Below are 26,959 nucleotides of genomic sequence, written 5' to 3'. Positions count from 1 at the left end.
ATGAGCACGAGCAGCGCGGTGACACCGGCCCCGGACGACGCGGACCGGACGGTCCGGACCGAGGCCGACCGGCTGGCCGCCTCCGGCACCGGCCGACCGGGGCCCTACCTGATCGGCGTGCGCCACCACGCGCCGTCCCTCAGCGCGGCCGTCCCCGCGCTGCTCGACGCCGCCCGGCCGGAGGCGGTCCTGGTCGAACTGCCCGCCGAGTTCCAACCCTGGCTCGACTGGCTCGCCGACGAGGCGACCGAAGCCCCGGTCGCCCTCGCGGCCGCCCCGGCCGGGCCCGAGGAGGCGGGCGGGCCCGCCTTCTACCCCTTCGCCGACTTCTCCCCGGAACTCGCCGCCCTGCGGTGGGCCCGGCGCAACGGCGTGGAGGCCATCGCCTGTGACCTCCCGCTCGCCCACCGCTCCGCCCGGGCCGCGGCAGGCCGGCCCGGTACCGCCGAGCCCACTGCCGCCGAGCCCGGTACCGCCGAGCCCGGTGCCGCCGAGCCCGGCACGGCCGGTGCGCCCGGCGTCGCCGACGCGCTGCGCCACCGCCTCACCGGCCGGGACTCCGACGAGGACCTGTGGGACCGCCTGGTCGAGACCGCCGCCCCCGGTTCCAGCCCGGAGGCCGTCCGGCGCGCCGCCCTGCTCGTGGGCTGGGCGCTGCGCCACGACGCCGAGACCGGTCCCGGCGTCGACCCGTACGACCTGCGCCGCGAGGCCTGGATGCGCGCCCGCATCCGCGCCGCCTCGGCCGGCGGGCGCCGGATCGCCGCCGTCATCGGCGCCTTCCACGCCCCCGCCCTGCTGGACGGGCCGGTCGCCGCCGACGAAGCGACGCCCGACGACCCCGGCCACGTCCTGTCCCTGATCCCCTACACCTACCCGCTGCTCGACGCCCGCTCCGGCTACCCGGCGGGCATCCGCGACCCGGAGTGGCAGCACACCGTCCTCGACGCCGGCGGCGACCCCGAACGGCTCGCCGAGGCACTCACCACCACCGCCGTCCGGATCTGCGCCGCCCTGCGCGCCCAGGACCACCCCAGCGGCCCGGCGGACGCCCGCGAGATCGTCCGCCTGGCCGGCGACCTCGCCCGGCTGCGCGGCCACGCCGCCCCCGGCCGCGGCGAACTGGTCGAGGCGGTGCAGACCGTCCTCGCCCAGGGCGAACCCCTCGGCCGCGGCCGGGCCGTCGCCCGCGCCCTCGAACAGGTCCTGATCGGCACCCGCACCGGCCGTCCCACCCCCGCCGCCCCGCGCAGCGGGCTCGCCCCCGCCGTCGAGACCCTCCTCGCCGACCTCGGCCTCCCCGGCCCCGGCGACCCCGGCCCGCGCGACCTGCGCCTCGACCCGCTGCGCAGCCCCCTCGACCGCCGCCGCGAGATCCTCCTCCACCGCCTCACCGCCTGCGACGTCCCCTACGCCGAGCCCGTCGCCACCACCGGCGCCGGCGGCACCGAAGCCCTCGGCACCCGCTGGAACCTCCACTGGACGCCCGCCACCGCCGCCATGCTCACCGTCGCCGGCACCCGGGGCGTCACCCCTGCGCAGGCCGCCGAAGGCGCCCTGCGCAGCCGCCTCACCGCCGACCCGTCCCCGCGCGAGATCATCGACGGCCTCACCGCCGCGGCCTCCTGCGCCCTCCCCACCCTCACCGCGACCCGCCTCACCCAACTCACCACCACCCTCCCCACCTCGGCCACCCTCCCCGACCTCCTCGACGCCCTCTCCCTCCTGGACCGCCTCGCCGCCGGCCACTTCCCGGGCTGCGCCCCGAGCGAGGGGACGGCACCGGCGGCGGCCACCCCTGCGCCGGGCGGAGCTGCGCTTCCGCGGACCCTGGCCGAGGCGACGACCGCCGGTCCGTCGGGGGAGTCCGAGCCCTCCGGTGGCGCGGTCGACGCCGATCGCGCCCAGGAGTCCGGATCCTCCTCCCCCCTCCCGGTCGAGCCGCTCTCGGCCGCCCCCCTGGCAGCCGCCGGGGAGGTCCTGACGGTCGCTGCCGTACGGCAGTTGGAGGGGCTGGGCGGGTCCGACGACCCGCAGGACGCCCGGGCGCTGGTGGAACTCGTGCGGCGGGCGGACCGGCTGGGCGGGGTGCGGCTGGCGTACGTGCTGGCCGAACTCGCCGAGCGGGGGAGCCCGTTGGTGCGGGGCGCGGCCGGCGCGGTGCGGGTGCTGCTCGGGCAGGACGCGGCCGGGGAGCTGGGCGGCCGGGCGGCCTCCTGGGTCGACGGCGCGACCGGCCCGGAGGCGCGGCACGCGCTCGCCCGGGCGCTGGTCGGGTTGCTGACGGCGGCGGAGGGACTGTTCGACTCCGCTCCCGAAGCGCTGGAGCCGGTGCTGGAGCGGGTCACCTCGCTGCCCGACGACGCCTTCCTGGACCGGCTACCCGCGCTGCGCGGCGGCTTCGACACGCTCAGCCCGGCCGCCCGCGACCGGCTGCTGGCCCTGGTCGAGGAGCGCCTGGGCACCCGCCTCACCGCGTTGCCGGAGGAGGCCGGCCCCGCCGTGGTCGCCGGCTGGGTGCGGGCGGACCTCGCGGCCCGCTCCGCGCTGGCCCGCCGCGGCCTGCTGCCGGCGGCGCCGCCGGTCCCCGAGGCGACCCCCGAGGCGGACCCCGAGCGGGACGCCGAGCGGGCCCACGCGCCGGGGCCCACCCCCGTGGGTGACCCGGCCCGGCACACCCTCGCCCCCGCCGACCGCTGGCGGCTGCTCCTCGGCCGCCCCGGCAGCGGCGGCCTGAGCGGCCGGAGCGCCCGAATCGCCACCGCCCTGGACGAGTTGTACGGCAGCGGGCACGGCGAGGGCTCCGGCCCCGGACTGGAGAGCCGGGGCGGCCGGGGCGGCCGCGAGGCCCCCTACCCCGGCGTGCGGGAGTGGGCCGAGGAACTGGAGTCGCTGTTCGGACCGGGCCTGCGGGAGGAGGTGCTGGCCACCGCCGTCGCGCAGGGCCGCACCGACGTCCTGGAGGCGATCGACCCGTCCGCCGTGCGCCCGTCCGTCGACCTGCTGCGCACCGTCCTGGAGCACGCGGGCGGCCTGCCCGAGGCCCGGCTGGCGCGGCTGCGCCCGCTGGTGCGGCGGCTGGTGGACGAGCTGACCCGGCAGCTGGCGACCACGCTGCGCCCGGCACTGACCGGGATCGCGGTACCGCGCCCGTCCCGGCGGCCGGGCGGCGGGCTGGACCTGGACCGGACCATCCGGGCCAACCTGGCCACCGCCCGTCCCTCGCCCGACGGCGGCACCCTGATCGTGCCCGAGCGCCCGGTGTTCCGGACGAGGGCGCGCCAGGCCAACGACTGGCGGCTGATCCTGGTCGTCGACGTCTCCGGATCGATGGAGGCCTCCACGGTCTGGGCGGCGCTGACGGCCTCGATCCTGGCCGGGGTGCCCTCGCTGAGCACCCACTTCGTCGCGTTCTCCACCGAGGTGGTCGACCTCACGGAGCGCGTCGAGGATCCGTTGAGCCTGCTGCTGGAGGTGCGGATCGGCGGCGGTACCAGCATCGCGAGCGGCCTGCGCTACGCGCGGGAGCTGGTGACGGTGCCGTCCCGCACGCTGGTCGCGGTGGTCAGCGACTTCGAGGAGGGCGGGCCGGTGGCCGGGCTGCTGGCGCAGACCCGGGCGCTGGTGGACTCCGGTGTGCACCTGCTGGGTTGCGCGGCGCTGGACGACACCGGGACGGCCCGCTACTCGAAGGCGGTCGCGAGCCGGTTGGTCGCGGCCGGAATGCCCGTGGCGGCGTTGAGCCCGCTGGAACTGGCCCGCTGGGTGGGGGAGAAGGTGCGATGAGCGTGATTGCGCGGACGAGTGACTGGCCGGGTGTGCGGCCGGAGGTGGTCGCCGAGGTGGTGGCGGGGCTGAGCGCCCGGCTGCAGAAACGGCTGGACGGTGCGGCGGCGAAGCTGGCGGAGCGTCCGGTGGCCCGCGAGGGCGACGAGTGGCGGGTGGAGGTGGACGAGGAGACGGTGCTCGTCCTGCACGCGCCGGGCGGTACGGTCGCCGACCAGGCGGACGTCCGCTGCGGCTGCCTGCTCGCCCCGGCCTGCGTGCACCGGGCCGCGGCCGTCACCCTCTGCCCGCTTGCCGAGCCGACCGCGGAGGAGGAGCCGCCCGGGACGACCGGGACGACCGAACAGCCCGGGACACCCGGACAGCCCGGGACACCCGCCCCGGCCGGAGCCGCGCCCGCAGGCCCGGCGCCTGTCGAACCGCAGGCCCCCGTCACCCCCCTCACCCCGCTCACCACCGCCGAGCTCGACGCCGCCCGCCACCTCCACCGGGCCGCGACCGCCGTCCTCGCCGCCGGGGTGAGCGGTGCGGGCGCCGTCGCCCAGGCCGAACTCCTGCGCGCCGGCCACCGGGCCCGGCTCGCCGGCCTGCACCGACCGGCCGCCGCGGCCGTCGCCGTGGTGACCGGTATCCGGGCGGCCCGGACCGGCGCGCCCGACCACCGGCTGGCGGACCTGGTGGCCGGCCTTCGCGAGCTGCTCGGCCTCACCACCGCGCTGACCGCGGGCGTCGGCCCGGTCGCCGAGCTGCGCGGCACCGCGCGCCAGGCCTACCGGGAGGAGGGCGGCCTGCGGCTCTACGGACTGTTCGCCGAGCCGGTGCTGACGGCGACCCACGCGGGCGCGGTCAGTTGGGCGGTGGACGCGGACGGGCGCCTCAGCACGATCGCCGAGGTCATGCCGCACGACGACGCGGCGGCGGCCGCCCCGCAGGCGGTCGGGGCCGGCAACCGGACGGTCCGGCTGGGCGACGCCGCGCTCAGCCACCGCGAGTTCAGCCGCGCCGGGCTGGTCGTCCAGGGCGCGACCCGGTCCGCCTCCGGGCGGCTGGGGGCCGGCGCCGCCGTCCGGGCCGTCCGCGCGGCGGGCGCGGCGTGGACGGCCGAGCCGGCGGCCCGGCTCTGGGCCGAACCCGCAGCGGCCCAGGTGGCACGGGCGCTCGCGGCGCAGGACCTCCCGTACGAGAGCCGGTCGGCCGGGAGCGACCTGCTCTTCCTGGACGTCACCCTGCTGGGCCCGGCCCCCACCGGGCCGGGCGGGGCGCCGCAGCTGTTGGCGCGGTGCGCGGAGGACGGGCCGGTGATCGCCCTGCGCGCGGCGCACGAGCACCCCGACCTGCCGTTCCGGGCGAACCTCGCGCTGCTCGCCACCGTGCCCGGCCTGCGGCTGCGGGTGGTCGGCCGGCTGGAACGCACGGACCGCGCGGAGCTGCGTCTGCTCGCGATCGGCACGCCGCCGCAGGCGCCCGACCCGCTGGCCGTGGCCGACGGCGCGGGCCGGGTCAACCTCGGCCTCGAACGCCTGCAGACCGCCGACCTCACCGTCCCCATGGCGACGGACCCTCCGACCGCCGACGCGCTCCCCGGCGTGACGGACCGTACGGCTCCCGAGCGCTCCGACGCCCCCGCGCCGTACGGTCCGCCCGTGCACGTGCTCGGCCGGCGGGTGGAGCAGACGGTCACCACCGGCCGGCACGCCCTCGGCCCGAGCGGGGCCACGGCGGCGGCCGACCGGGGCCTGCTGCGCGCCGCCGGGCTGACCACCGCCGCCGAGCTGCTGGACGGCCTGCGGGCCGCCGCGGCCGACCAGCGGCGTGACGTGTTCGGTCGGGTCGTCGTGGACGACCATGACGCCTTCGCCGCCGCCTGGCTGGCGGCTGCCTGGTACACGGAGGAGCTGGCCACGGCGCTCTGCGCGGCGGCCTGGACCGGGGAGGGGTGAGCCATCGGCCGAACTGCTTGCAGGGACCGGTAATCCGCGCTGACTGGCATACTTGTCGCCCAGGAGGCACCGACCACGCGGTGCAGCGGAAAGGACGGCGCGCCATGGGGATCCGGGACGACGCGGCCGAGATCCGGGCCCGCGGCTGGCGCACGCTCGCCGCCCTGCACGGCATGATCGACACCGCGCTGGAGAAGGCGCTCCAGGCCGAGTGCAAGCTCTCGGTGGTCGAGTACACCGTGCTGGAGGCGCTCTCGCGCCAGGACGGCTGGCACATGCGGATGCAGCAGCTGGCCCGCGCGGCGGCGCTCAGCAGCAGCGCGACCACCCGGCTGGTCAGCCGGCTGGAGGACCGGGGCCTGCTGGGCCGTTACCTCTGCGCGGACGACCGGCGCGGCATCTACACCGAGCTGACGCCGGCGGGCCGCGACCTGCTGGCGGTCGCCCGGCCCGTGCACGACGCCGTCCTGGAGGCGACCCTGGCCCGGGCCACCGAGGTCCCCGAGCTCGCTCCGCTGGTGGGCTCGCTCGCCGAGCTCGACCCGGCGCACGCCTAGCCGCACGGCTCCGCAGTCGGGACCGACCGCCCGCGCAGCCCGCGGCCGACGGCATGGCCACGGCCACCCGTACCGCTACGGCCACCCGTACGGCCACGGCCACCCGCGCGGCCGCAGCGGCCGGTACGTCCGTAGCGGAACGCGCAGCCAGGGCCGCCCGCGGGGCGGGCGACCGCCGTCACCGCCGCCCGGAGGCCAGGGCGTTGCGGTGCACCTGGTCGAGCAGCGCGAGCAGCAGTTCCTTGCTGGACGCCCGCTCCCGGACGTCGCACAGCACGACCGGGACCTCCGGCCCGAGGTCGAGGGCGCGGCGCACCTCGTCGGGGGTGGCGTCGCGGCGGCCGTGGAAGCAGTTGACGCCGATCGCGAACGGGATGCCGCGCTGCTCGAAGAAGTCCACGGCGGCGAAGCTGGATTCGAGCCGTCGGGTGTCGGCGAGGATGATCGCCCCGAGGGCGCCGAGCGCCAGGTCGTCCCACATGAACCAGAAGCGGAACTGGCCCGGCGTGCCGAAGAGGTAGAGCACCAGGTCCTCGCGGACGGTGATCCGCCCGAAGTCCATGGCCACCGTGGTGGTGGACTTGTCCTGGATGCCGTCGAGGCTGTCGACCCCGATGCTGGCGCGGGTCATCCGTTCCTCGGTCTGCAGCGGTTCGATCTCGCTGACCGAGCCGACCATGGTGGTCTTACCGACGCCGAAGCCGCCGGCGACGAGGATCTTGACCGCGCCGGGCACCAGGCTCTTGGTCGTCAATTCGGGTCTCCTGGAAGGGAACTGGGAGAGCGGGGGCAACTGGGGCAGCCGGTCCGCCTGGGGCCGGCCGGGCCGCCCGGGTTGACGGGAGCCGACCGGAGCCGACCGGGGAACCGGGCCGTCGGCGCGACCGGAGCCGCGTCGGGCGGTGCCCCCGCCGGCCGTCGGTACGGCCGCGGCGGGGGCACCGCCCCTCAGAGTCTGCGGACTCCCTCGATCACGGCCTGGATCAGCGAGATGTCGGGCGCTTCGGCGAGCTGGACCGGGGCACGGGTGAGGATCAGCCGGGCCTCGGCCAGGTCGTCCAGCAGCACCTTGACCACGCTGACCGGCAGGTCGAGGGTGGCCGCGATCTCGGCCACGGCCAGCGGGCGTTCGCGGCACAGGTCGATGATCGCGGCCGGTTCGGGCGAGAGCCGGGTGGTGTCGGTGCGCGGGTCGGCGGTGACCACCAGGGTGATCAGTGCGAAGCCGTCACGGACCGGCCCGGTGCGCCCGTTGGTGATCGCGTAGGGGCGGACCAGATGGCCGGCGTCCTTGTCGTAGAACCAGCCCTCGTCGGTGTCGGCGGTGGTCACGCACCGCCACCCACGCCGACCTGGCCGGCATCGCTGCGCGGCGCCGCGGTGAGGTACTGGCCGACCTGCTTGACCAGCATGTTGATCTCGTAGGCCATCAGTCCGGCGTCCACCTGCTCGCTGGTCAGGACGGCGAGCCGGGCGCCCTGCCCGGCGGTGGTGACGAACAGGAACAGCTGGTCCATCTCGACCACGGTCTGCCGGACCCGTCCGCCGTTGAAGCGGTGCCCGGCGCCGCGGGCGAGGCTCTGCAGGCCGGAGGCGACGGCGGACAGGTGCTCGGCGTCGGCCCGGTCGAGGCCCTGGGACATGCCGACCAGCAGGCCGTCCTCCGAGAGGACGATGGCGTGCCGGGTCTCGGGGACCCGTGCGACCAGCTGGTCCAGCAGCCAGTTGAGGTCGCGCTGGGTTTCGGTGTGCTGCGTCATCACTGCTGTTCCTTGGCTTCCTGAGCGGCGGAGGCTTCCTGAGCGGCGGAAGGTGCGGCCGGGGTGCGGGGGGCGGCGGGCGCCGGGGAGGCCGGGGCGCCCGGTTCGGTGGCGGCCGCGCGGGCGGTCCGGGTGCCGCGCTGGATGGCGGCCATGGTGGCGCGGGAGCGCTGCGGTGACGGGTCCTCGGCTTCGGCGTCGGCTTCGGCACCGCCGTACCGGGGCGCGAGCGGGGCGGCCGGAGCCGCCGGGGTGCCCGGCGCGGCAGGTCGGACGGCGCCGGCGGGGCCCGCATGGCCGGTGTGGCCGAGAGACGGCGGGAGCAGGGCGCCGGGCGCGTTGGCCTCGCGGAGCTGCTCGGCGAGGCTGGCGTTGCGGACCCGCTGCGGCAGGACCCGCGGGGTGCGCAGTTCGCCGTCCGGGCCGTGCTCCACGCGGTCCTCCTGCGGGCGTTCGTGGGTCGTCACGGAGTGGTCGGCGGGCGCCGGGTCGAACGGCGCCGGGTCGAAGGGCGCCGGGTCGAACGGCGCCGGGTCGAAGGGCGCCGCGGCCGGCTCGCCCACGAGCTCCGCGCCGTAGTGGCCCGCCGACGGGCCCTCGGCGAGGGCGTCCGCGGGGACGTCGCCACCCGCGCCGCCGGGGACGTCGTACGGGCGCGGCAGGGCGGGCCTCGGGACGACCACGGCACCGGGCAGTCCGGGGATCCGGGCGCCGACGGGCAGACCGCCGTTGGCCGGTGCCGCAGGAGCACCGTCCCGCGGCCCGCCGTCGAGGAGTCCGCCGTCGATCAGCCCGCTGTCCAGCAGACCGCCCTCCAGCAGCCCGCCGTCGATCAGTCCACCGTCGAGGAGACCGCCGTCCGGCAGGTGGCCGTCCGCGCGGCCGCCGTCCGCGGGTCGCGGGTCGACCAGCTCGCCGGCGATCACGGTGCCGTCGCCCGCGACGGCCCCGGTGGTCGTTCCCGGAGCACCGTCGAGCCCGGTCTCCGGGGAGGCCGGCCCGGTGGGTCCGGTCGGCCCGTTGCCCAGCAGTCCGCTGAGCACTCCGGCGAGCGCGCCCGAGAGCTCCTCGTCGACCTCCCCGAGGTCGCCGTCCGCCGTCGCCCGGGCGTCCGGCACCGGGGTGCGGGTGACGCGTGCGCCGGACGGCAGTCCGGGCACCGCGGCCGGCTGTTCGGCCTGCTCCAGCAGGGCCGAGGGCACCAGCACCACGGCCCGGGTGCCGCCGTACGGCGAGGGCCGCAGGGTGACCTGGATGTCGTGCCGGGCGGCCAGCCGCGCGACGACGAACAGGCCGAGGCGCAGGTCGTCGCCGAGCGCGGAGACGTCCAGCTCCGGCGGGTTGGCCAGGTACTCGTTGAGCCGCTCGTACTCCTCCTCGCCCATGCCGAGGCCGCGGTCCTCGACCTCGACCGCCAGGCCCTTGGGTACCTCCTGCGCGGAGACCTGCACCTGGGTGTACGGCGGGGAGAAGGTGGTGCCGTTCTCGATCAGCTCGGCGATCAGGTGAATGACGTCGGCGACGGCCTGTCCGCTGAGCGAGGCGCGCGGCACGCCCTGGACGACGACGCGGGCGTAGTTCTCGGTCTCGGAGACGGCGCTGCGCAGCACGTTGACCATGGGAACGGCGTTGCGCCAACGGCGGGCGGGCAGCGCGCCGCCGAGGATGACCAGGTTCTCGGCGTTGCGCCGCATCCGGGTGGCCAGGTGGTCGACCGCGAACAGCTCGCGCAGCAGCTCGGGTTCCTCGTGCTCGCGCTCCAGCGCGTCCAGCATGCTGATCTGGCGGTGGATCAGGATCTGGGTGCGGCGGGCGATGTTGAGGAAGACCTTCTTCGTCCCCTCGCGGCCCTGGGCCTGGTGGACGATGGCGGCGACGGCGGCCTGGCGGACGGCGGCGAGGCCGTCGGCGGTCTGCTGGACCTCGTCGCCGATCCGGCGGGAGGGCGCCCAGGCGGGCGGGGTGGGCACCGGCTCGCCGGCGCGCAGTCGCCCGACCACCTCGGGGATCTCCTGCTGGGCGAGCGCGAGGGTGTCGGCGCGCAGCCCGGAGAGGCGGCCGGACAGCACCCGGGCGGCCCGGATGCCGCGAATGAGGCTGAACAGCAGGACCACGGCGACGACGGCGGTGCCGATCAGCAGCGCGGTGCGGTTTCCGGCGTCGCGCAGCAGGTAGGCGGCGTAGCCCCAGGCTGCGGCGAGGCCCAGGCTGGGGACCAGCACGAGGGCGAGGAGCGAGCTGCGGAGGGAGCCGGACCGGCCGGCGCGGTGGCCCGTGCGGGGGGCCGATATGCCTGGCATCTGATTCCTTGTTGCAGGGCCGAGTTGCAGGCCGGGTCGCGGGTCCGAACGACGGATCGGCCCGTGCGGCCCGGGCGGGCTTCAGGGCGCCGAGGCCGGGGCCGCCGGACGGGGTGACGCGGTGTCACCGTCCGGGCGGTGTACAGCCACGGCCGCCGACGGCAGGAAACCTATCAGTCCCAGGTGGCCTCATCGCAACATCAACTGACGATATGTGAACGGCTGATGACCCGGGAGGTTCTCGGCGACCGGAGCGTTCGCCGACGGATCGCCGCAGCTCAGCGCCTTCGTCGTGACATGCGGACGGCCCTCCGGGAGGCGGGGTGCGCTTCCCGGAGAGCCGTCAGGAACAGGTCAAACGATCGTATGCTGAAGGATCGTCACCGTCTGTCCCGGCCGGGCCCTGGCCGGAGGTCGGGTGCCGCTGATCAGCCCGGTCAGGTGCGGGGGGTGCCCGGACCGGTACCGGTGATCAGCCCGCCAGCGAGATCGGCACCACCCGTCCGTCCTTCTCGTCGCGGCCCTCGGCCTCCAGCTGGTTCAGCTCGGTCCACGCCCAGCTCGCCAGGTCGGACAGCTCGGCCGACCACTGCTTGCCGTAGGTGCCCGAGGCGACCTGCCCGAGCCGGAGCTTCTGGACGTCAGAGGTGCCGGCCGGGGCGTAGATGTGGGTCGCGTCGCGCAGGTAGCGGATGATGTTGAACTCCTCCTGGGTGCCGCGGGCGGCCAGGATCTCCATCGCGCTGCGAGCCGAGTCCATCGCGTACTCGGTGTTGATGAGCTTGGCGTTCATCAGCTCGGCGTCGCACGGCTTGCCGTTGTCCAGCAGGTGCGAGGCGTGGTACGCGGCCAGCTTGGCGGTCATCAGCTTGGACTGCAGCTCGCCCAGCTTCAGCGCGACGCTGTTCAGCTGGTTGAGCGGCTTGCCGTACAGGACGCGCTCCTCGGCGTAGCGCACGACGTCCTCGACGATCGCGACGTGGATGCCGAGCGCCACGGCGCCCAGGTTGAGGCGGCCGTAGAGGGTGGAGGAGGAGTAGGCGACGTCCAGGCCCTGCCCCTCCTCGCCCAGCCGGTTGCCGACCGGGATGCGGCAGTCCTCGAATATCAGCTCGCCGAAGCTGAAGCCGTGCAGGCCGCCCTGGGTGCCGAGCGTGCCGGTGCGGAAGCCCGGCCGGTCGCTCTCGACCAGGAAGGCGGAGAGCCCCCCGCTGCCCTTGTCGGTGCGGAAGACCACACCGTGCACGTCGCCGATGTGGGAGTTGCCGACGAACCACTTGCGGCCGTTGATCACGTACTCGTCGCCCTCGCGGCGGGCGGTGCCGGCCATGCCGAGCACGTGCCCGCCCGACTCCGGCTCGGTGACCGCGATGGTCGGCAGGGACTCGCCCGAGGCGAACTTCGGCAGCCACTCGCGCCGCTGCGCGTCCGAGCCGAAGTGGATGACCTTGGCGACGCCGAGCTGGGAGGCCTGCGCCATGGCGCCCATCGCGCCGCTGACGCGGGCGAGTTCCTCCACGATGATGGTCTTGGCCAGGTGGCCCAGCCCCAGGCCGCCGAACTCCTTGGGGATGGTCACGCCGATCCAGCCGCGGCGGGCGATCTCCCGGGAGAGCTCGAACTCGACCTCCCGGTCGGCCTCCATTCTGGCGACCTGCGGACGCACCTCCTTCTCCGCGAACTCACGGACCTCCGCCCGGAGGCTCTCGTGTCGCTCGTCGGTGAAGTAGTCCATAGCCATGCTTGGTCCTCTCGTTCCAGTGGGTGTCGTGCCTCCGTTCATGCCGTCGATGCCGCTCCGGCCGCGCCCCGGGGATATCGGGTGGGGGTGTGGAGGTGTGGCGGCCGATCGCTCCCTTGCAATCGGTGCATGCGGACCCTGGCGCGGTTTCCCGGGGGGAGAGGAATACCGTCCGTGTCTCCGGCAGGGCTCATTGTCATATGTGAACACCCCCTTCACAGCTAGTTGATCTTGGAATGGCGAGATTCGGCGCGTCGTAGTTACTCACGGGTTTCGTTCCCATGTGGGTAGGGGAATGATCTTTCCCCTCCTCGCAACCCGGCTGAGCGCCCGTTCACATGCGGCTTTGACTGTGCATCAGCAACGCTGGTGACCGGTACCGGTAGCACCGAAGGGCCCGGATGTCTGATTACATGTGCGCCATGACTGATGTGATGAGCACTCAAGGCCAGTTCCCGGGTGCCGCCGGGGAGTCCGAGCGGACCCGCAGGCTGCGCAGCCTGGGTCTGAACGAACCGTCCGCGGACGAGGCCTTCGACCGCTTCGCGCACCTGGCAGCCAGCATCACCCGCGCTCCCATCGCGATGGTCAACTTCATCAACGACGAGCGCCAGATGTTCCGGGGGCTCTACATTCCGCCAAACTCGGCCGAGATCGCGGCCGAAGAGGGAGCTTCGTGGGCGGACCGGGGCATCGCCTTCGACCTTCCGACCCGTCAGATGCCGATGAGCCACGGCTTCTGCCCGCACGTGGTCGCCCAGCGCTCGCCCCTCGCGCTGGACGACATCCTCGCCTACCCCCGGTTCGCCGGTAACCCCGTCGTGGACGAACTCGGCGTCCGGGCCTACCTCGGCGCCCCGCTCGTCGACGACACCAACACCGTCATCGGCACCGTCTGCGTCCTCGACCGGGAACCCCGGCAGTGGGGCCGCGAGCGGCTGCGCGACATCCAGCACCTCGCCGAGGCGCTGCTCTCCGAGATCCGGCTGCGCGACAACCTGCTCGCCCAGCAGCAGGAGATGTTCGCCGCCTTCGACGGCTCCCCGTTCCCCATCATGCTCACCGACGGCCCCGGCCAGGAGATCCGCTACGCCAACGCCCAGCACGCCAACGCCTTCGGTGCCCCGGTGGCGTACGGCGCGATCGGTCAGGCCTACCCGCAACTCGGCGTGGCCGGCCTGCAGCAGGCCGTCTCGGAGGCGTACCGCACCGGCCGCACCACCGTCCTCAACGACGTCCGGGTGCAGTCGACCAGCCCCGACGCCCAGCGCATCCAGCAGATCTTCAGCTTCACCTGCACCCCGCTGCGGGCCGCGCGCACCGGCCAGGTCAACGGTGTCCTCACCGTCGGCATGGACGTCACCGCACAGTCCCGCACGGAGGAGGAACTCGGCACGCTGGCCGCGCTGCTGGTTGACCGGCTGCAGCAGAACGGCGCCGCGACCGCGACCGGCCGTCCGGGCATCGCCGGCGGAGCCGGACTCGTCCTTCCGGGCTGAGCCGCCGACCGGTCGCCCGCGTGCGGCATCGAGGCCCGCGCCCGAACCGCCCGATCCGTCCGTGCGGGCCGGTTGGCCCGCATCATCCGCATCACCCGCATCACCCACGTCCCCCGCACGACAGGCACTACGCACAGTCCGTCCACCAGTCGTACTGCTCGTACCACTTGCGTGACTTGCGCGACTTGCACCATCCGCACCATCCGCGCCGTCATCGCCACCCGCACCACCCACCACCGTGGCGGGGCGCCTCTCACCCCCGATGAGAGGCTCCCCGCCACAGTGCCGTCCCGGTACCGCCGGAACTCCGCCACCCGCGGCGCCGCGCGCCCCGGCCGGGCCGAGCGGGTGAACCGTCCGCCGCCCGCGCCCCGGCCGGGCCCGCCCGCCGGACGGCGGTGGTAGGCATGGGCCGCATGGACTGGTTCGCCGCCCCCGACTACTGGCTGAGCCGGCTGCTCGTCCAACGCCTGCTCGCCGCGCTCTACCTGATCGGATTCCTCAACGCCGCCGCGCAGTTCCGCGCCCTCATCGGCGAGCACGGCATGCTGCCGGTGCCCCGCTTCACCGCGCGCGTCTCCTTCCGGCAGTCACCCGGCCTCTTCCACCTCCACTACAGCGACCGCTTCTTCGCCGCCGTCGCCTGGAGCGGGGCCGCCCTCGCCGCCGCCGTCACGGCCGGGCTCGGCGACGCGGTGCCGCTCTGGGCCTCGATCCTCCTCTGGGCCGTGCTGTGGACCCTCTACCTCTCCATCGTCAACGTCGGGCAGACCTGGTACTCCTTCGGGTGGGAGTCCCTGCTGCTGGAAGCCGGCTTCCTCGCCGCCTTCCTGGGCAACGCCGACACCGCACCGCCCGCCCCGGTGCTGTGGCTGATGCGCTGGCTGGTCCTCCGCGTCGAGTTCGGCGCCGGACTGATCAAACTGCGCGGCGACAGCTGCTGGCGCGACCTGACCTGCCTCCGCTACCACCACGAGACCCAGCCGATGCCCGGACCGCTCAGCTGGTTCTTCCATCACCTGCCCGACCCGCTGCACCGGGTCGAGGTCGCCGCCAACCACTTCGTCCAACTCGTCGTACCGCTCGCCCTGCTGCTCCCGCAGCCGGTCGCGAGCTACGCGGCCTGCGCCGTCATCGCCACCCAGCTGTGGCTGATCGCCTCCGGCAACTTCGCCTGGCTCAACTGGCTCACCGTGACCCTGGCCATCGCCGCCGTGGAACCCGCCCGCCTCGGCCTGCCCGTCCACGCCCGCGCCTACCCCGGCACCCCGCTCTGGTACGAGGCGCTGGTGATCGCGCTGACCGCGGCCGTCGTCGTCCTCAGCTACTGGCCGGTGCGGAACATGGTCTCCCGCGGCCAGGTCATGAACCGCTCCTTCAACCGCCTCCACCTCGTCAACACCTACGGCGCCTTCGGCAGCGTCAACCGCCTGCGCCAGGAGGTCGTGGTCGAGGGCACCGACGAGGCGGTCCTCACCCCGCGCACCGTGTGGCGGGAGTACGGCTTCAAGGGCAAACCCGGCGACGTGCGCCGCCTGCCCCGTCAGTACGCCCCCTACCACCTGCGGCTGGACTGGCTGATGTGGTTCGCCGGCATCTCGCCCGGCTACGCCCGCCCCTGGTTCCTGCCCCTCGTCGCCCGCCTGCTCGCCGGCGACCCGGCCACGCTCCGGCTGCTGCGCCACAACCCCTTTCCGGACGCCCCACCGACCCACGTCCGGGCGACCCTCTACCTCTACCGGTTCACCGATTGGCGCGAACTGCGGGAAACCGGCGCGTGGTGGCGCCGCACCGCTCTGAGCGAGTACCTCGCGCCGGTCGACCTGCCCGCCCTCGGCCGCGCCGGGTACCGGCCACCGCTCGGCCGGCCGCGCCGCGGCGTCCGCGAGGTCCCGCTGGAACGGCTGCGACGGCCCGGCCGCCGCCCCGGTCCGTCCGCCGTTCGGAGGCCGGGACACCCGTCCGGACCAGCGCCGGACCACCCGGGAGGGTCCCCCGAGTAGCGGCCGGGCGGGCGGTATGGCACACGACACCGGCCCGTCGGGGCGGTGGGTGCGTGCATGGCTCGAACGGGCACCCGTATTCTGGGCCTCCACACCGGCAGCCCGCCCGCGCGCCCCCTCGCCCCTCCCCGGGGCACCCCCGCGCAACCGGTCCGCCGCCCCTCGCCGCCAGCCCCGCCGTCGTCGCCCAGAACCGGACCTCACATGACAGTGCTTCACTCGCGCAACGCCGACGCAGCCGACCCGGCGGACGTCGCCGACGCCGCAGACGTCAAGGACCCCCAGGACGCCGCCGCGGAGCCCGACCTCCGCGAGGACCTCGGCCGCTACGCCGAACTCGGGGCCTTCACCCTCACCGCCGACACCCACGCCTGGTACGCGGCCGTCGACACCGTCGCCACCCCGGAGGACGCCCGCGCCGCCTCCACCGCGCTCGCCGAGCTGCGCGGCAGCGACCTGCAGCAGACCTGGGAGGCCGTCACCGCCCTGGCCGCCGAGGTCAAGCTCGACGAGCCGGACACCGTCGCCAAGACCGCGCTCCTCGTCGAGATGCTCCAGCGGGTGCACCGCACCTCCGCCACCCTCACCACCGCCGCGTACGACGCCGACCTCGGCGCCCTCGCCGCCGCCACCGCCGACAGCGCCTGGCGCCGCGAGAACGGCGTCAAGCTCTCCTGGCTGCGCGGCCGCTCGCTGCGCAAGCAGGCCGCCGCCCTCGCCACCGACCGGCGCGTCCGCCGCGAGGACCTGCACGAGGCGCTCACTTCCGCCGAGATCGAGCGCCGCGCCTGGGCCGCCCTCGCCCCGGCCGGCAGCCTCCCGGTGGCGCCCGCCGACGGCGCCCTCATCGACCGCACCGCCCAGGCCTTCGAGGCGATCAACACCGGCCTGCGCGAGCTCTCCCGCCTCCTGCCCGACCACGACCTGGACGGGCTGCCCTTCGCCGAGCTCATCGACCTGGTCGAGCGGCTCGCGGCCGACGAGGGCACCCTCTACCGCCTCCCCACCATCCGCGGCCTGCGCGCCACGCTGGAGGAGGCCGGTCTCGGCGAACTGCTCACCGAACTCGCCGCCGCCAAGGCCGACCGCCGCGCCGCCGAGGCCGCGTACTCGGCCCGCCAGGCGCTCGCGGGCGGGCAGCGGGACGGGCTGGCGGAGAAGACCGTCGCCGAGGAGCCGACGGTCGAGGAGTCGGCGGTCGAAGAGTCGGCGTTCGAGGAATCGGCTGCCGAGACCGAGACCGAGGCCGGTGCCGAGGCCGACGCTGAAGCGCTTGCGCGTCAGGCGCTCGCCGGTGGGCAGCGGGACGGTCTCGTGGAGGAGGTCCCGGCCCCGGTGACCGCTCCCGCCGGGGAGACCGTCGAGGTCGATGCGGCTGTCGACGTCGAGGCCGAGGCCGAGGCTGAGGTCGAGGACGTGACCGAGGCTGAGACCGGTGTTGAGGCGGTGTCGGGCTCGGACTCCGACACGGACGCCGCCGCCGTCGAGACGGCTGCCGCGGAGGAGCTGACGGAAGAGACCCCGGTTGCCGTGGTCTCCCTCCCGGCCCCGTCCCCGGCCGCCGACGACCTGGTCGCCGCGGCGACGGCCGCCCTGGCCGAGGTCGCAGCGGTGGAGGAGACGGCGGCCGAGGACGCGGAGTCGGCCGTCGAGGTCGAGGAGCCCGCCGCCGAGGCCGACGTGACGGAGACCGAAGCCGTCATCGAGGAGCCCGCCGTCGAGGCGGAGGCCCTGGTGGCCGAGCCCGAGCCCGAGCCCGAGGCCGAGGTAGAGGCTGAGGTCGAGGTCGAGCCCGAGGCCGCTGTCGAGGAGCCGGCTGTCGAGGTGGCCGTGGCTGCTGACGATGTCGCCGAGGCTGAGCCGGTGGCCGAGGTCGTCGCCGAGGAGCCGGTCGTCGAGGCCGAGGCCGCGCTGGCTGAGCCGGTGGCCGAGGAGGACGTTGCCGAGGCTGAGCCGGTGACCGAGGTTGTCGCCGAGGAGGCCGTTGCCGAGGTCGAGCCCGAGGCCGCTGTCGAGGAGCCCGTCGCCGAGGAGCCGGTTGTCGAGGCCGAGCCCGAGGCTGAGGCCGAGCCCGAGGCCGTCGTTGAGGAGCCCGTCGCCGAGGTGGCCGTGGCTGCTGAGGACGTTGCCGAGGCCGACCCGGTGGCCGAGGTCGTGGCCGAGGAGCCCGCTGCCGAGGTCGTCGTCGAGGAGCCGGCCGTCGAGGAGCCCGTCGTCGAGGCGGAGACCTCCGCGGCCGAGCCCGAGGCCGCACCCGAGGCCGCACCCGAGGTCGAGCCCGAGGCCGAGCCCGCTGCCGGTCGAGTGAAGCCGGAATTCACGCCCGGTCGTCCCGTGACCGCCTACTCGGCCGACGAGCTGCTCGCCGTCGTGCGGTGGGTGGACGGCGACGGCGTCGAGCGGAGTGACGAGGAGCTGCTGCGCGCGGCCATGAAGGAGCTGGGCTTCGCCCGTCTCGGCCCCCGTATCAAGGAGGCGCTGGGCGCCGCCGTCACCGCCGCACGCGGCTGACCTCGCCTGCCCCACAGGGCCCGGGACGCGATTTCGCGTCCCGGGCTCTTCCATGTCGTCGGCGGTCCCGCGGTGCCGGGCGGATCTCCGTCCGTCAGGCGTCGGCCGCGCCTGGTGTGAACGGGTGGGCGATCGCCTGCCGCAGGACGGCCGGTGCGGTGACGAGGGACGGCCCGTACCAGGTCAGGTGTCGCCCGCTGACCAGTGCGACCGGCGTGCCGGGGAAGGCCTCGGGGCCGTCCTCGGCGGTGAAGCGGTACGGCTCGTCCGGCAGGACCACCAACTCTGCTCGACAGTCGAGCAGTTCGGGCAGCGGGACGGCGGGGTAGCGCTCGGGGTGGTCGGCGTGGACGAGCCGCAGGCCCAGGCGGCGCAGCAGGTCCCCGGCGAAGGTGTCGCGGCCGAGGACCATCCACGGGCGGCGCCAGATCGGCACGACCGCCGTCGGGCCTTCGGAGATGTCGGAGCTCTCGGCGTCGTCGGGGCTCGGTCCGGGCGGCGCCCAGGCCGCCTCCGCCTCGTCCAGCCAGCCGGGGCGCGGCAGTCGGCAGGCGACGGTGAGCAGCCGGTCCAGGGACCGGAAGGCGTCGTCCAGCGTGCGGATGTCGGTGACCCAGACGGGGACGCCCGCCGCCCGCAGCGCGTCCAGGTCGGGGCGCCGGTTCTCCTCGTCGTTGGCGATGACGAGGTCGGGTTCGAGCGCGAGGACACCGGGGACGTCGGGGTTCTTGGTGCCGCCGATCCGGGTGACGGCGAGCTCGGCGGGGTGGGTGCACCAGTCGGTGGCGCCGACCAGCAGTCCGGGCGCGGTGGCGGCGACCGCCTCGGTCAGCGAGGGCACCAGGGAGACCACGCGGCGGGGTGGGCGCGACCCGAGCCGGACGGGGAGGTCGAGGTCGTCGCGCGGGGCGGTGGGGTCGGCCATCCGGTCAGCCTACGTCCGTGCTGCGGAGGGCGGTGGCGCCCTTTCCGGTGGATTCCCGGGAACCCGGTGCCCGGGGCGTCCGACTACCTGGTCCGGGTCCGCTGCACGGGCCCGAGCACGGACCACCGACCAGGAGAGTTGTCATGCGCCCACGCGTTGTCTGCGGAATCGCGGCCGCCGTCGCCCTGTTCGCCACGGCCTGCGGAAGCGGGGGCGGGGGCCCGCAGGGTGCCTCCGTCACCGCCGCGGCCCAGGCGGCCCCGGCCGGCGCCTACCCGGTGAAGGTCGCGGACTGCGCGGGCAAGGAGACCGTCGTCGCCAAGGCGCCGACGAAGATCGTCACCAGCAACGCGTCGAGCCTGGAGATGCTGCTCCGGCTCGGTGCCGGCGACCGGGTGATCGGGACGGGCTTCCCGCCCGGCAAGGGCACCCTGCCGGCGGACCTCGCCGACCAGGGCGCCAAGGTGCCGGTTCTGGGGGAGAAGGTGATCCCCAAGGAGAAGCTGCTCGGCTCCGGCGCCGACCTCTACGTGGACACCTTCAGCGCGATGCCGATGATGGGCGGGGGCGCCACCGGGCCGAGCGAGGAGGAGTACGCGGCGGCCGGCATCCAGCACGTCTACCTGCTCTCCACCGCCTGCGCCGGGACCCCGAAGGCGGCCAAGGCGCCGCGCACCGACCTCGCGGGGATCGAGGACGACATCCGCCGGCTCGGCGCCGTCACCGGCACCTCGGCCCGGGCGGAGGAACTGGTGGCCGGGATGGAGCGGCAGATCGGCGAGGTGCGCACCGCGCTCGCCGCCGTGCCGGAGGGGCAGCGGCCGAGCTACTTCGTCTTCGACTTCGACGCGGGCACCAAGCAGCCGGTGGCGGTCTGCGGCCGGCAGGTCGCCAACGCGGTGATCACCCAGGCCGGGGCGCGCAACGTGTTCGCCGACTGCGACGCCGACTTCAAGCCCGGCTCCTGGGAGGACGTCGTCGCCAAGAACCCGGACTGGATCCAGCTCGCCGTCCGCAACCGGGGCAGTGAGGAGGCCACCCGCAAGGCCTTCGACGACGCCGAGGCGTTCCTCAGGAGCTTCCCCGCGACCCAGGGCCTGAAGGCCGTCCAGGAGGGGCACTTCGTCCGCCTCGGCTCGGAGGTGACCACCATCGCGGGTGTGCGCAACGCGGACGCCGTCCGGCAGATCGCCGCGACCGTCCACCCCGACCTCGTCAAGAACGGCCAGTAGAACGTGACTCCGGCCGCTCACACGGAGGCCGCCGTCACCCGCCGTCCGGCCCGCACGCTGCGGGCCGGGCCGACGGCCGCCGTCCTCGCCGTCGCGCTGGTGCTCGCGCTGACCGCAGCCGTCTCGCTCGGCGCGGTGGACATCCCGCCCGGCGAGGTCTGGTCGGTGGTCGCCCGCCGACTCACCGGTCGGGCCGCCGAACCGGGCACCCGCGACCTCATCGTCTGGCAACTGCGCGTGCCGCGAGCCCTGTTGGCGGCGGTGGTGGGCGCGGGACTCGGCCTGGTCGGCTCTGCCGTCCAGGCCCTGGTCCGCAATCCGCTCGCCGACCCGTACCTGCTCGGCATCTCCTCCGGAGCCTCCCTCGGGGCGGTCGCCGCCATCGTCCTCGGCACCACCTTCGGGCTCCAGCTCTCCTTCGGCAGCGCGCTCGGTCTCACCGTCTCGCTGGCGGCGTTCGCCGGCGCGCTCGCCGCGTTCTCGCTGGTCTGGCTGATGGCCCGGCGGGGCGGCGGCTTCTCCCCGCTGCGCCTGGTCCTCGCGGGCATCGGCATCGCCCAGTTCCTCGGCGGCATCACCAGCTACCTCGTCCTGCAGACCCGCGACGAGCAGCAGACCCGGGGCGTGCTGTTCTGGCTCATGGGCAGTCTCGGCGGCGCCGTCTGGGCCCAACTCGCCGTCCCCACCGTCGCCGTGGTTCTCGGCCTGGCCCTGCTGCAGGCCCGTGCCCGGGGGCTCAACGCGATGCTGATGGGTGACGAGACGGCGGCCGGGCTCGGCGTGGACGTCGCCCGGCTGCGCCGCGAGGTGTTCGTCGTCACCAGCGTGCTGACCGGGGTCCTGGTCGCCGTCTCCGGCGCGATCGGCTTCGTCGGCCTGATGGTGCCGCATGTGTGCCGGCTGCTCCTGGGCGGCGACCACCGGCGTCTGCTGCCGCTGTCCGCGCTCACCGGGGCGCTGCTGCTGGTCGTCGTCGACACCGTCGCCCGTACCGCCCTGGACGGCCAGGAACTGCCGATCGGCGTGGTCACCGCCGTCCTCGGCGCCCCCACCCTGCTCTACCTGCTGGACCGACGACTGGAGCGCACGTGAGGATCGCCGTCGAGGACCTGAGCGTGACCCTGGCCGGGCGAACGGTGGTGGCCGGGGTCCACCTGGTCGCCGAGGAGGGGGAGATCGCCGGGCTGGTCGGGCCCAACGGGAGCGGCAAGTCCAGCCTGCTGCGCACCGTCTACCGGCACCTGCGGCCGAGCGCCGGCCGGGTGCTGCTGGCCGGGCGGGACCTCGCGGAGCTGCGGCCCGCGCAGTCCGCCCGGCACATCGGCGCGTTGCCCCAGGAGCGCGGCGGGGACTTCGAGTTGAGCGTCCGCGAGGTGGTCGCGATGGGCCGCACCCCGTACAAGCGGGCGTTCGCCGCCGACGACGCCGAGGACCACCGGATCACCGCCGGGGCGCTGGACCGGGTCGGCATGGCGGGCGCCGCCGACCGCCGGTTCGGCCAACTGTCGGGCGGGGAAAGGCAACGGGTGCTGCTGGCCCGCGCGCTCGCGCAGCAGCCGGACGTCCTGGTGCTGGACGAACCGACGAACCACCTGGACGTCCGGCACCAGGTCGAACTGCTCGCCCTGCTGCGCGAGCAGCGCCGGACCACCCTGGTCGCCCTGCACGACCTGAACGCCGCCGCCTCGGTGTGCGACCGGCTGCACGTCCTGCACCGCGGCGCCCTGGTGGCTTCCGGCGCTCCGCGCCAGGTGCTGACCCCCGAGCTGATGGCGGAGGTCTTCGGCGTCCGGGCGGCGGTGATCGATCACCCGCTCACCGGCGATCCGCTGATCGCCTTCGACCACCGCACCCCGGCCGGTGCGGTGGCCTCCGTGGCGGTGACGTAGCCGGTCCTCGGGGAGGGGGAGGGGGGAGGCTCAGCGGCCGACGTGGCTGTCCGCGTGGCCCTCGTAGTGGCTCGGCCGGCCGTCGCGCAGGACCGCGCGGCCGAGCCGTGCGGCCTCCTCGCTGCGCAGCAACTCCCAGCCGCCGTCAGGTCGGTGGAGTACCGCCGAGTGCCAGGGGGTGGTCCAGGCGTCGGCCGCCGCCAGCAGCCGGATGCCGAACTTGGCGACCCCGGCCGGCTGCGGGTGGATGGACAGCCGCACGGCCCGCGGGTGGTGCTCGGCGATCAACTCGCCCCAGGCGCGGCTGCGCTGGATCACGGCGTAGGCGCGGCGGCGGCACTCCCGCTGCAGGGCCGATCGGGTGCCGGTGAAGCCAACGGCGTCCTCGGTGAGGAAACGGGTGATGCCGCGGTAGAGCCGCAGGGTCTCCTCCTCGGTCAGCACCTGCTCGCGCAACTCCTCGACGGTGGGGGCGTAGCGCTCGTGCACCCGGGCGCGCTTCTCGTCGTACGGGAGGTCGCCGAGGACGGCCCGCAGGTCGAAGGTGGCGAGGTGGCGCAGGCCCTCCCGGGCGATCATCGTGGTCAACTCGTCCGAGTAGGCGTCGATGTGGTCGTCCGGGACATTGATCAGGTCGCCGAATATGTGCCCGTCGGAGCAGATCAGGATCCGGGCGCCGGGCTCGTGGAGGCGTCCGATCTCGGCGCAGAGCCGGTCGAGGAAGGTCAGGGACAGCCGTTCGCCCTCGTCGGGCAGGTGGCCCAGCACCTTCGCCGGGTTCGGCGACTTGCAGGGGAAGCCGGGCAGGGTGAACACGATGGGCTCACCGGCGGCGATGAAGTCCGCCAACTGCGCGAGCTGGAGCGGGAAGTGCTCGGGGCGGGCGGCGAACTCCGGGTCGGCGGCGCGGCGGTGCGGCAGCAGGAGGCCGAGGATGCGGGCGGCCAGGCGTTCGGGCCCGGCGGAGGTGGCGGGCCCGGTCACGGCGTCGGTGACAGGAGTGGGAGCGGTGGCGGTGCCGACGGGCGGCATGGTGGGTCCTCCACGGATGGTGGTCTGGTGCGGGCTTCGGGTGGGCGCGGCCGGGCGGGTCGCGGCGACGGGGTGTCCCGGGGTCAGCGGCGGCGGTCGTAGGCGACGGGCAGTCGGTTGACCCCGCGCGCGAGCACGGCGGGGATCCAGACGAGGTCGGCCAGGCCGTCCCCGGGGGCCTCGGCCGGGCGCAGCCCGGGCAGCCGGGTGAGCAGGGTGCCGATGGCGATCCGGAGTTCGGCCCGGGCCAGGGCGGCGCCGGGGCAGTAGTGGACGCCGTGGCCGAAGGCGAGGTGCTGGTTGGGGGAGCGGTCGAGGTCGAGGCGGTCGGCCCCGGTGAACTGCGCGTCGTCGCGGTTGGCGGCGCAGAGCGAGACGATCACGGAGTCGCCGGCCGGCACGGTGGTGCCGAACAGGTCGCTGTCCTCGGCGAAGAAGCGCCAGGTGGTGAGCTCGAATGCGGCGTCGTGGCGGAGCAGTTCCTCCACCGCCCGGGCGAGCCGGCCGGGTTCGTCGAGGCCGTCGCGCAGGCGGGCGAGCTGTTCGGGGTGGCGCAGCAGGGCGATCAGCATGGTGGTGATCTGGTTGGTCACCGGTTCCTGCCCGGCGACCAGCAGCTGGAACACCATGGAGTCGAGCTCCTCGCGGCTCAACTCGCCCGCGTCGTGGGCGGCGACGAGCCGGCCGAGCAGGTCCTCGGTGTCCGTCCATCCGGGCTCCCGGCGGTCGGCGCGCTTGCGGGCGACGACGTCGGCGATGTAGGTCTGCAGGCCGCGCAGCCGTGCCTCGTACGCCGGTCGGCCGGGGTCCTGCGGGCCGACGGGCTGGACGACCTTGCCCCAGTCGCGGTCGAAGCGGCCCGCCAAGTCGGCCGGGAGGCCGATGACTTCGGCGAGCACCCGGAAGGGGTAGTGGGCGGCGAAGCCGGCCACCAGGTCGGCGCCGCCGGTCTCGGGCAGTTCGTCCACCAGCGCGTCGGCCAGCTCCTGCAGGCGGGGGAGCAGGGCCTCCACCCGGCGCGGGGCGAAGGCATCCAGGACGAGCCTGCGCATCGCGGTGTGCTTGGGCGGGTCCTGGTGGAGCAGGTGGACCTGGAGCTGCGAGTGCTGCGGCTCGGGCATGATCGACGCGAGTCGGCGCCAGCCTTCGTTGCCCAGCGCGTGGTTCTTGCCCAGGCGCGGGTCGTTGAGGGTCGCGTGGGCGGCCCGGTAGCCGGTGACCAGCCAGGCGTGGATGCCGCTGGGGAACTCCACCCGGTGCACCGGCCCCGCCTCGCGCATCTGCCGGTACAGCGGGTACGGGTCGCTCTTGTACGCCGGGCCGTACAGCGGGACGGGGGAGGGGAGGCGGTCGTGGCCGTACGGGCAGCGCTGGGTGTCATCGGTCGCGGCCGGGGTGGGGTTCGCGGTCGGGGCGTCGGTCGCGGCCGGGTTCGGGTTCACCGTCGGGGCGTCGGTCGTGGCCGGGGAGGGGATCGTGTCGGTCATCCGGGGTGGTCCTTCGGTGGGGTGCGGACGGTCAGGGCCTGGGGCGGCGGTGCAGGGCGAGCAGGGCGACGGCGGTCGCCGCGACCAGGGCGGCCAGGGCGATCCCGGCGCTGGTTCCCGTGCCGGTCCCGGTGGTGGTGCCGCTCGCGGCCCCGCCGCCGGCCGTCGAGGCGGCGGCGGTGGCGAGGGCCGGGCCGAGGGCGAAGCCGAGACTGCGGGCGAGTTGGACGGCGGAACCCGCGGTGGCGAGCTTCCCGGGCGGGGACGCGGCCATCACCAGGGCCTGGGTGGGGCCGCCGTTGAGGCCCATCCCGGCCCCGGCGAGGGCGAGCCGGGCGGCGATGTCCACGGTGGACCAGCCGGTGTCCGACGGGATGAGCAGGGCGAGGCCCAGGGTGGTGACGGCGGCGCCGGTGAGCGCCGTCGGCCGGGCGCCCCAGCGGTCGGCCAGCCGTCCACCGACCCGTCCGGCCAGCACCATGCCGAGCGGGAACGCCAGCATGGTCAGCGCGGTGGTGGTGGCGCTCTCGCCCCGGGGGCCGCGCAGGTGCTGGGCGAGCAGGTAGTGGCAGGCCGCGAAGCCCGCGGCGAGCGACAGCACCGAGGCGTTGACCCCGGCGGTCCCGGCGGTCCGCAGCACCTCGGCCACCGGACGGCCGCCGGGGCGGCGCAGCCACAGCAGGACCAGCGGCGCGGCGGGCAGCGTCAGCAGCAGCCACTGCGGTGCCTCCGGGGCCAGGGTGAGCCCGAGCAGGACGGCTGCCACGGCGCCGCCTATCAGGGCGGCGTCGCCGAGCGAAGCCCGGTCGGGCGGGCGCAGTCCGCCGCGCCGCGGGGCGTGGCGGAGCACGATCAGGACGGCGGCCAGGCAGACCGGCAGCTTGACCAGGAAGACCGCCCGCCAGCCGAGGTGGTCCAGCAGCAGTCCGCCGATGACCGGGCCGGTCACGGCACCCAGCGGGCCGAGGGTGGCCGGCACGCTCATCGCCCGCCCGCGCAGCTCGGGCCGGACGGACGTCGCGGCGAGCACCGGCATCAGGACGAAGAGCACGGCCCCGAAGGCGCCCTGCAGCATCCGGGCGGCGATCAGCCAACCGGCCCAGGGGGCCGCGGCCGCCAGCACGCTGCAGGCGGCGAAGCAGCCGACCGCGAGCAGCAGCGCGGACCGGGTGCCGACCTGGTCCAACCACCGACCGGCGGGCAGGAGGAGGGCCACGAGCGGGAGTTGGTAGCCGAGGACGGCCCACTGGGCGAGGCCGGGCGAGACGTGCAGGCCGGACGAGATGTCGGTGAGCGCGAGGTTGACCACGTTCATGTCGAGCATCGCGACGAAGGAGAGCAGGCCCGCGGCCACGACCAGGCTCCAGCGGTCGACCGACTCGGGCTGACTGTTCGTCAGCTCGACGGCGGACGTGGGTTGTTGTGCTGCCATGGAGTCCCTCCGTTCCCGGGTTGCCGTGCGGGACACCGCCTCGGCGGCGGGGTCCGGTACAGCAGTCGGGGGCGCGGCGGCTCCGGTTCCGAACACTTGGGGGAATTTTTCGGCGGGGTTCGGACGGCGGGTGACGGATGGCAGGGATGACAGATGACAGCTGACAGATGTTGAAATCTGTCATCTGTCATCTGTCATCTGTCAGTTGTTCCCCGTCATCCGCCGGGTGTCATCGGTCGCCGGCTGCCGTCCGCCTGCCGCCCACGTGCCGGCACCGCTCAGCAGGCGGCCGCGAGCTCCCCGGCCTCGGCCGCCCGCAGTCGCGCCACCAACTCCTCCCGCGCCCGGGCGACCCGGGAGCGGACGGTGCCGACCGGGCACCCGGCGACCTCGGCCGCCTCGGCGTAGCTCAGCCCGACCACCTGCGTCAGGACGAAGGCCTCCCGCCGTTGGGCGGGCACCCGGTCGAGCAGGTCGCCGAGCGCGATGCCGTCCTCGAACCCGGCCGCCGGGCCGCCGCCCTGCCGCTCCGCCGCCTCCTGCCAGTCCGGCAGCGCCGCACAGCGAGGGCGGGCGGCGGCCATCCGGTACCGGTCGATCACCGTGCGCCGGGCGATCGACAGCAGCCAGGTGCGGGCCGAGGAGCGCCCCGCGAACGCGGGCAGGCCGCGCAGCGCGCGCAGGAAGGTCTCCTGCGCGAGGTCGTCGGCGGACTGCACGTCGGTCAGGTGGGCGACGAAGCGCCAGACGTCGCGCTGGGTCGCGCGGACGAAGGCCTCGACGTCCGCCGCCCGGCCGGAGCGGGCGGTCAGTGCGAGTGCGGTGAGCTGCTCGTCATCCACGGCGGCCTCCGGACCGGCCGGTC

The 26,959-nt window shown here is 75.2% G+C and carries 19 protein-coding genes; 9 read left to right on the top strand and 10 right to left on the bottom strand.

All coding sequences use genetic code 11. The features are described 5' to 3' along the window. The 3 genes from ACIRST_RS11660 to ACIRST_RS11650 all read left to right on the top strand — a co-directional run bounded on the left by ACIRST_RS11660 (position 1) and on the right by ACIRST_RS11650 (position 6,283). Positions 1-3,786, top strand: a complete 3,786-nt coding sequence (locus ACIRST_RS11660; RefSeq protein ID WP_402801881.1) for a DUF5682 family protein — start codon at positions 1-3, stop codon at positions 3,784-3,786. Next, complete coding sequence (locus ACIRST_RS11655; RefSeq protein WP_402801879.1) at positions 3,783-5,726, top strand: hypothetical protein; 1,944 nt, start codon at positions 3,783-3,785, stop codon at positions 5,724-5,726. Before ACIRST_RS11660 ends, ACIRST_RS11655 begins: the two co-directional genes overlap by 4 nt. 104 nt (positions 5,727-5,830) lie before the next feature. Beyond that, positions 5,831-6,283 (top strand): MarR family transcriptional regulator, encoded by a 453-nt coding sequence (locus ACIRST_RS11650; RefSeq protein ID WP_350519088.1) that lies wholly within the window; start codon positions 5,831-5,833, stop codon positions 6,281-6,283. A gap of 178 nt (positions 6,284-6,461) precedes the next feature. Here the strand turns inward: ACIRST_RS11650 and ACIRST_RS11645 are convergent, their stop codons facing one another. The 5 genes from ACIRST_RS11645 to ACIRST_RS11625 form a co-directional block, all read right to left on the bottom strand. Then, a complete protein-coding gene (locus ACIRST_RS11645; protein ID WP_402801877.1) occupies positions 6,462-7,037 on the bottom strand; it encodes a GTP-binding protein in 576 nt (191 codons plus the stop codon). A 194-nt stretch (positions 7,038-7,231) separates the two neighbouring features. Then, entirely contained in the window at positions 7,232-7,615 is a 384-nt protein-coding gene (locus ACIRST_RS11640; protein ID WP_396547468.1) for a DUF742 domain-containing protein, read from the bottom strand. After that, positions 7,612-8,043, bottom strand: coding sequence for a roadblock/LC7 domain-containing protein (locus tag ACIRST_RS11635; RefSeq protein WP_350519085.1), 432 nt, complete (start codon positions 8,041-8,043; stop codon positions 7,612-7,614). Before ACIRST_RS11635 ends, ACIRST_RS11640 begins: the two co-directional genes overlap by 4 nt. Continuing rightward, on the bottom strand, positions 8,043-10,343 hold the full coding sequence (locus tag ACIRST_RS11630; RefSeq protein WP_402801876.1) for an ATP-binding protein: 2,301 nt from the start codon (positions 10,341-10,343) through the stop codon (positions 8,043-8,045). Before ACIRST_RS11630 ends, ACIRST_RS11635 begins: the two co-directional genes overlap by 1 nt. Positions 10,344-10,815: 472 nt before the next feature. Next, positions 10,816-12,084: an acyl-CoA dehydrogenase family protein gene (locus ACIRST_RS11625; protein WP_396547472.1), complete on the bottom strand. Its 1,269-nt coding sequence runs from the start codon at positions 12,082-12,084 to the stop codon at positions 10,816-10,818. A gap of 422 nt (positions 12,085-12,506) precedes the next feature. Between ACIRST_RS11625 and ACIRST_RS11620 the strand changes: the two genes are divergently transcribed. The 3 genes from ACIRST_RS11620 to ACIRST_RS11610 all read left to right on the top strand — a co-directional run bounded on the left by ACIRST_RS11620 (position 12,507) and on the right by ACIRST_RS11610 (position 18,097). Continuing rightward, positions 12,507-13,583 (top strand): GAF domain-containing protein, encoded by a 1,077-nt coding sequence (locus ACIRST_RS11620; protein ID WP_350519083.1) that lies wholly within the window; start codon positions 12,507-12,509, stop codon positions 13,581-13,583. Between the two features lie 416 nt (positions 13,584-13,999). After that, the gene (locus ACIRST_RS11615; RefSeq protein WP_402802173.1) at positions 14,000-15,586 is read left to right on the top strand and encodes a lipase maturation factor family protein; all 1,587 of its coding nucleotides are present in this window, start codon (positions 14,000-14,002) and stop codon (positions 15,584-15,586) included. Positions 15,587-15,790: 204 nt separating this feature from the next. Further along, positions 15,791-18,097: a hypothetical protein gene (locus ACIRST_RS11610; RefSeq protein ID WP_402801873.1), complete on the top strand. Its 2,307-nt coding sequence runs from the start codon at positions 15,791-15,793 to the stop codon at positions 18,095-18,097. A gap of 94 nt (positions 18,098-18,191) precedes the next feature. On the opposite strand, the gene ACIRST_RS11605 is transcribed toward ACIRST_RS11610, so the two are convergent. Next, positions 18,192-19,022 (bottom strand): helical backbone metal receptor, encoded by an 831-nt coding sequence (locus ACIRST_RS11605; RefSeq protein ID WP_402801871.1) that lies wholly within the window; start codon positions 19,020-19,022, stop codon positions 18,192-18,194. A gap of 143 nt (positions 19,023-19,165) precedes the next feature. Between ACIRST_RS11605 and ACIRST_RS11600 the strand changes: the two genes are divergently transcribed. The 3 genes from ACIRST_RS11600 to ACIRST_RS11590 are packed head-to-tail and all read left to right on the top strand — an operon-like array spanning position 19,166 to position 22,143. Then, complete coding sequence (locus tag ACIRST_RS11600) at positions 19,166-20,254, top strand: ABC transporter substrate-binding protein (protein ID WP_350519080.1); 1,089 nt, start codon at positions 19,166-19,168, stop codon at positions 20,252-20,254. 3 nt (positions 20,255-20,257) lie between these two features. Beyond that, entirely contained in the window at positions 20,258-21,346 is a 1,089-nt protein-coding gene (locus ACIRST_RS11595; protein WP_402801868.1) for a FecCD family ABC transporter permease, read from the top strand. Then, entirely contained in the window at positions 21,343-22,143 is an 801-nt protein-coding gene (locus tag ACIRST_RS11590) for an ABC transporter ATP-binding protein (protein WP_350519078.1), read from the top strand. The genes ACIRST_RS11595 and ACIRST_RS11590 overlap by 4 nt, the downstream gene beginning before the upstream one ends. 30 nt (positions 22,144-22,173) lie before the next feature. Here the strand turns inward: ACIRST_RS11590 and ACIRST_RS11585 are convergent, their stop codons facing one another. The 4 genes from ACIRST_RS11585 to ACIRST_RS11570 all read right to left on the bottom strand — a co-directional run bounded on the left by ACIRST_RS11585 (position 22,174) and on the right by ACIRST_RS11570 (position 26,936). Beyond that, a complete protein-coding gene (locus tag ACIRST_RS11585; protein WP_402801866.1) occupies positions 22,174-23,175 on the bottom strand; it encodes an L-tyrosine/L-tryptophan isonitrile synthase family protein in 1,002 nt (333 codons plus the stop codon). A gap of 83 nt (positions 23,176-23,258) precedes the next feature. After that, on the bottom strand, positions 23,259-24,662 hold the full coding sequence (locus ACIRST_RS11580) for a cytochrome P450 (RefSeq protein WP_402801865.1): 1,404 nt from the start codon (positions 24,660-24,662) through the stop codon (positions 23,259-23,261). A gap of 31 nt (positions 24,663-24,693) precedes the next feature. Continuing rightward, complete coding sequence (locus tag ACIRST_RS11575; protein WP_402801863.1) at positions 24,694-26,094, bottom strand: MFS transporter; 1,401 nt, start codon at positions 26,092-26,094, stop codon at positions 24,694-24,696. A 278-nt stretch (positions 26,095-26,372) separates the two neighbouring features. Then, positions 26,373-26,936, bottom strand: a complete 564-nt coding sequence (locus ACIRST_RS11570; RefSeq protein ID WP_350519074.1) for a sigma-70 family RNA polymerase sigma factor — start codon at positions 26,934-26,936, stop codon at positions 26,373-26,375. Positions 26,937-26,959 lie beyond the last annotated feature (23 nt).

Source organism: Kitasatospora sp. NPDC101447 (assembly GCF_044767225.1).
Lineage (GTDB): Bacteria > Actinomycetota > Actinomycetes > Streptomycetales > Streptomycetaceae > Kitasatospora.
This window is presented reverse-complemented; position numbering and strand designations above follow the sequence as displayed.

What these genes read in the sequence shown, in the direction of transcription:
- ACIRST_RS11660 (WP_402801881.1), top strand. Translation starts at nt 1, where the DNA reads ATGAGCACGAGCAGCGCGGTGACACCGGCCCCGGACGACGCGGACCGG.
- ACIRST_RS11655 (WP_402801879.1), top strand. Translation starts at nt 3,783, where the DNA reads ATGAGCGTGATTGCGCGGACGAGTGACTGGCCGGGTGTGCGGCCGGAG.
- ACIRST_RS11650 (WP_350519088.1), top strand. Translation starts at nt 5,831, where the DNA reads ATGGGGATCCGGGACGACGCGGCCGAGATCCGGGCCCGCGGCTGGCGC.
- ACIRST_RS11635 (WP_350519085.1), bottom strand. Translation starts at nt 8,043, where the DNA reads ATGACGCAGCACACCGAAACCCAGCGCGACCTCAACTGGCTGCTGGAC.
- ACIRST_RS11630 (WP_402801876.1), bottom strand. Translation starts at nt 10,343, where the DNA reads ATGCCAGGCATATCGGCCCCCCGCACGGGCCACCGCGCCGGCCGGTCC.
- ACIRST_RS11625 (WP_396547472.1), bottom strand. Translation starts at nt 12,084, where the DNA reads ATGGCTATGGACTACTTCACCGACGAGCGACACGAGAGCCTCCGGGCG.
- ACIRST_RS11620 (WP_350519083.1), top strand. Translation starts at nt 12,507, where the DNA reads ATGACTGATGTGATGAGCACTCAAGGCCAGTTCCCGGGTGCCGCCGGG.
- ACIRST_RS11615 (WP_402802173.1), top strand. Translation starts at nt 14,000, where the DNA reads ATGGACTGGTTCGCCGCCCCCGACTACTGGCTGAGCCGGCTGCTCGTC.
- ACIRST_RS11610 (WP_402801873.1), top strand. Translation starts at nt 15,791, where the DNA reads ATGACAGTGCTTCACTCGCGCAACGCCGACGCAGCCGACCCGGCGGAC.
- ACIRST_RS11605 (WP_402801871.1), bottom strand. Translation starts at nt 19,022, where the DNA reads ATGGCCGACCCCACCGCCCCGCGCGACGACCTCGACCTCCCCGTCCGG.
- ACIRST_RS11600 (WP_350519080.1), top strand. Translation starts at nt 19,166, where the DNA reads ATGCGCCCACGCGTTGTCTGCGGAATCGCGGCCGCCGTCGCCCTGTTC.
- ACIRST_RS11585 (WP_402801866.1), bottom strand. Translation starts at nt 23,175, where the DNA reads ATGCCGCCCGTCGGCACCGCCACCGCTCCCACTCCTGTCACCGACGCC.
- ACIRST_RS11580 (WP_402801865.1), bottom strand. Translation starts at nt 24,662, where the DNA reads ATGACCGACACGATCCCCTCCCCGGCCACGACCGACGCCCCGACGGTG.
- ACIRST_RS11575 (WP_402801863.1), bottom strand. Translation starts at nt 26,094, where the DNA reads ATGGCAGCACAACAACCCACGTCCGCCGTCGAGCTGACGAACAGTCAG.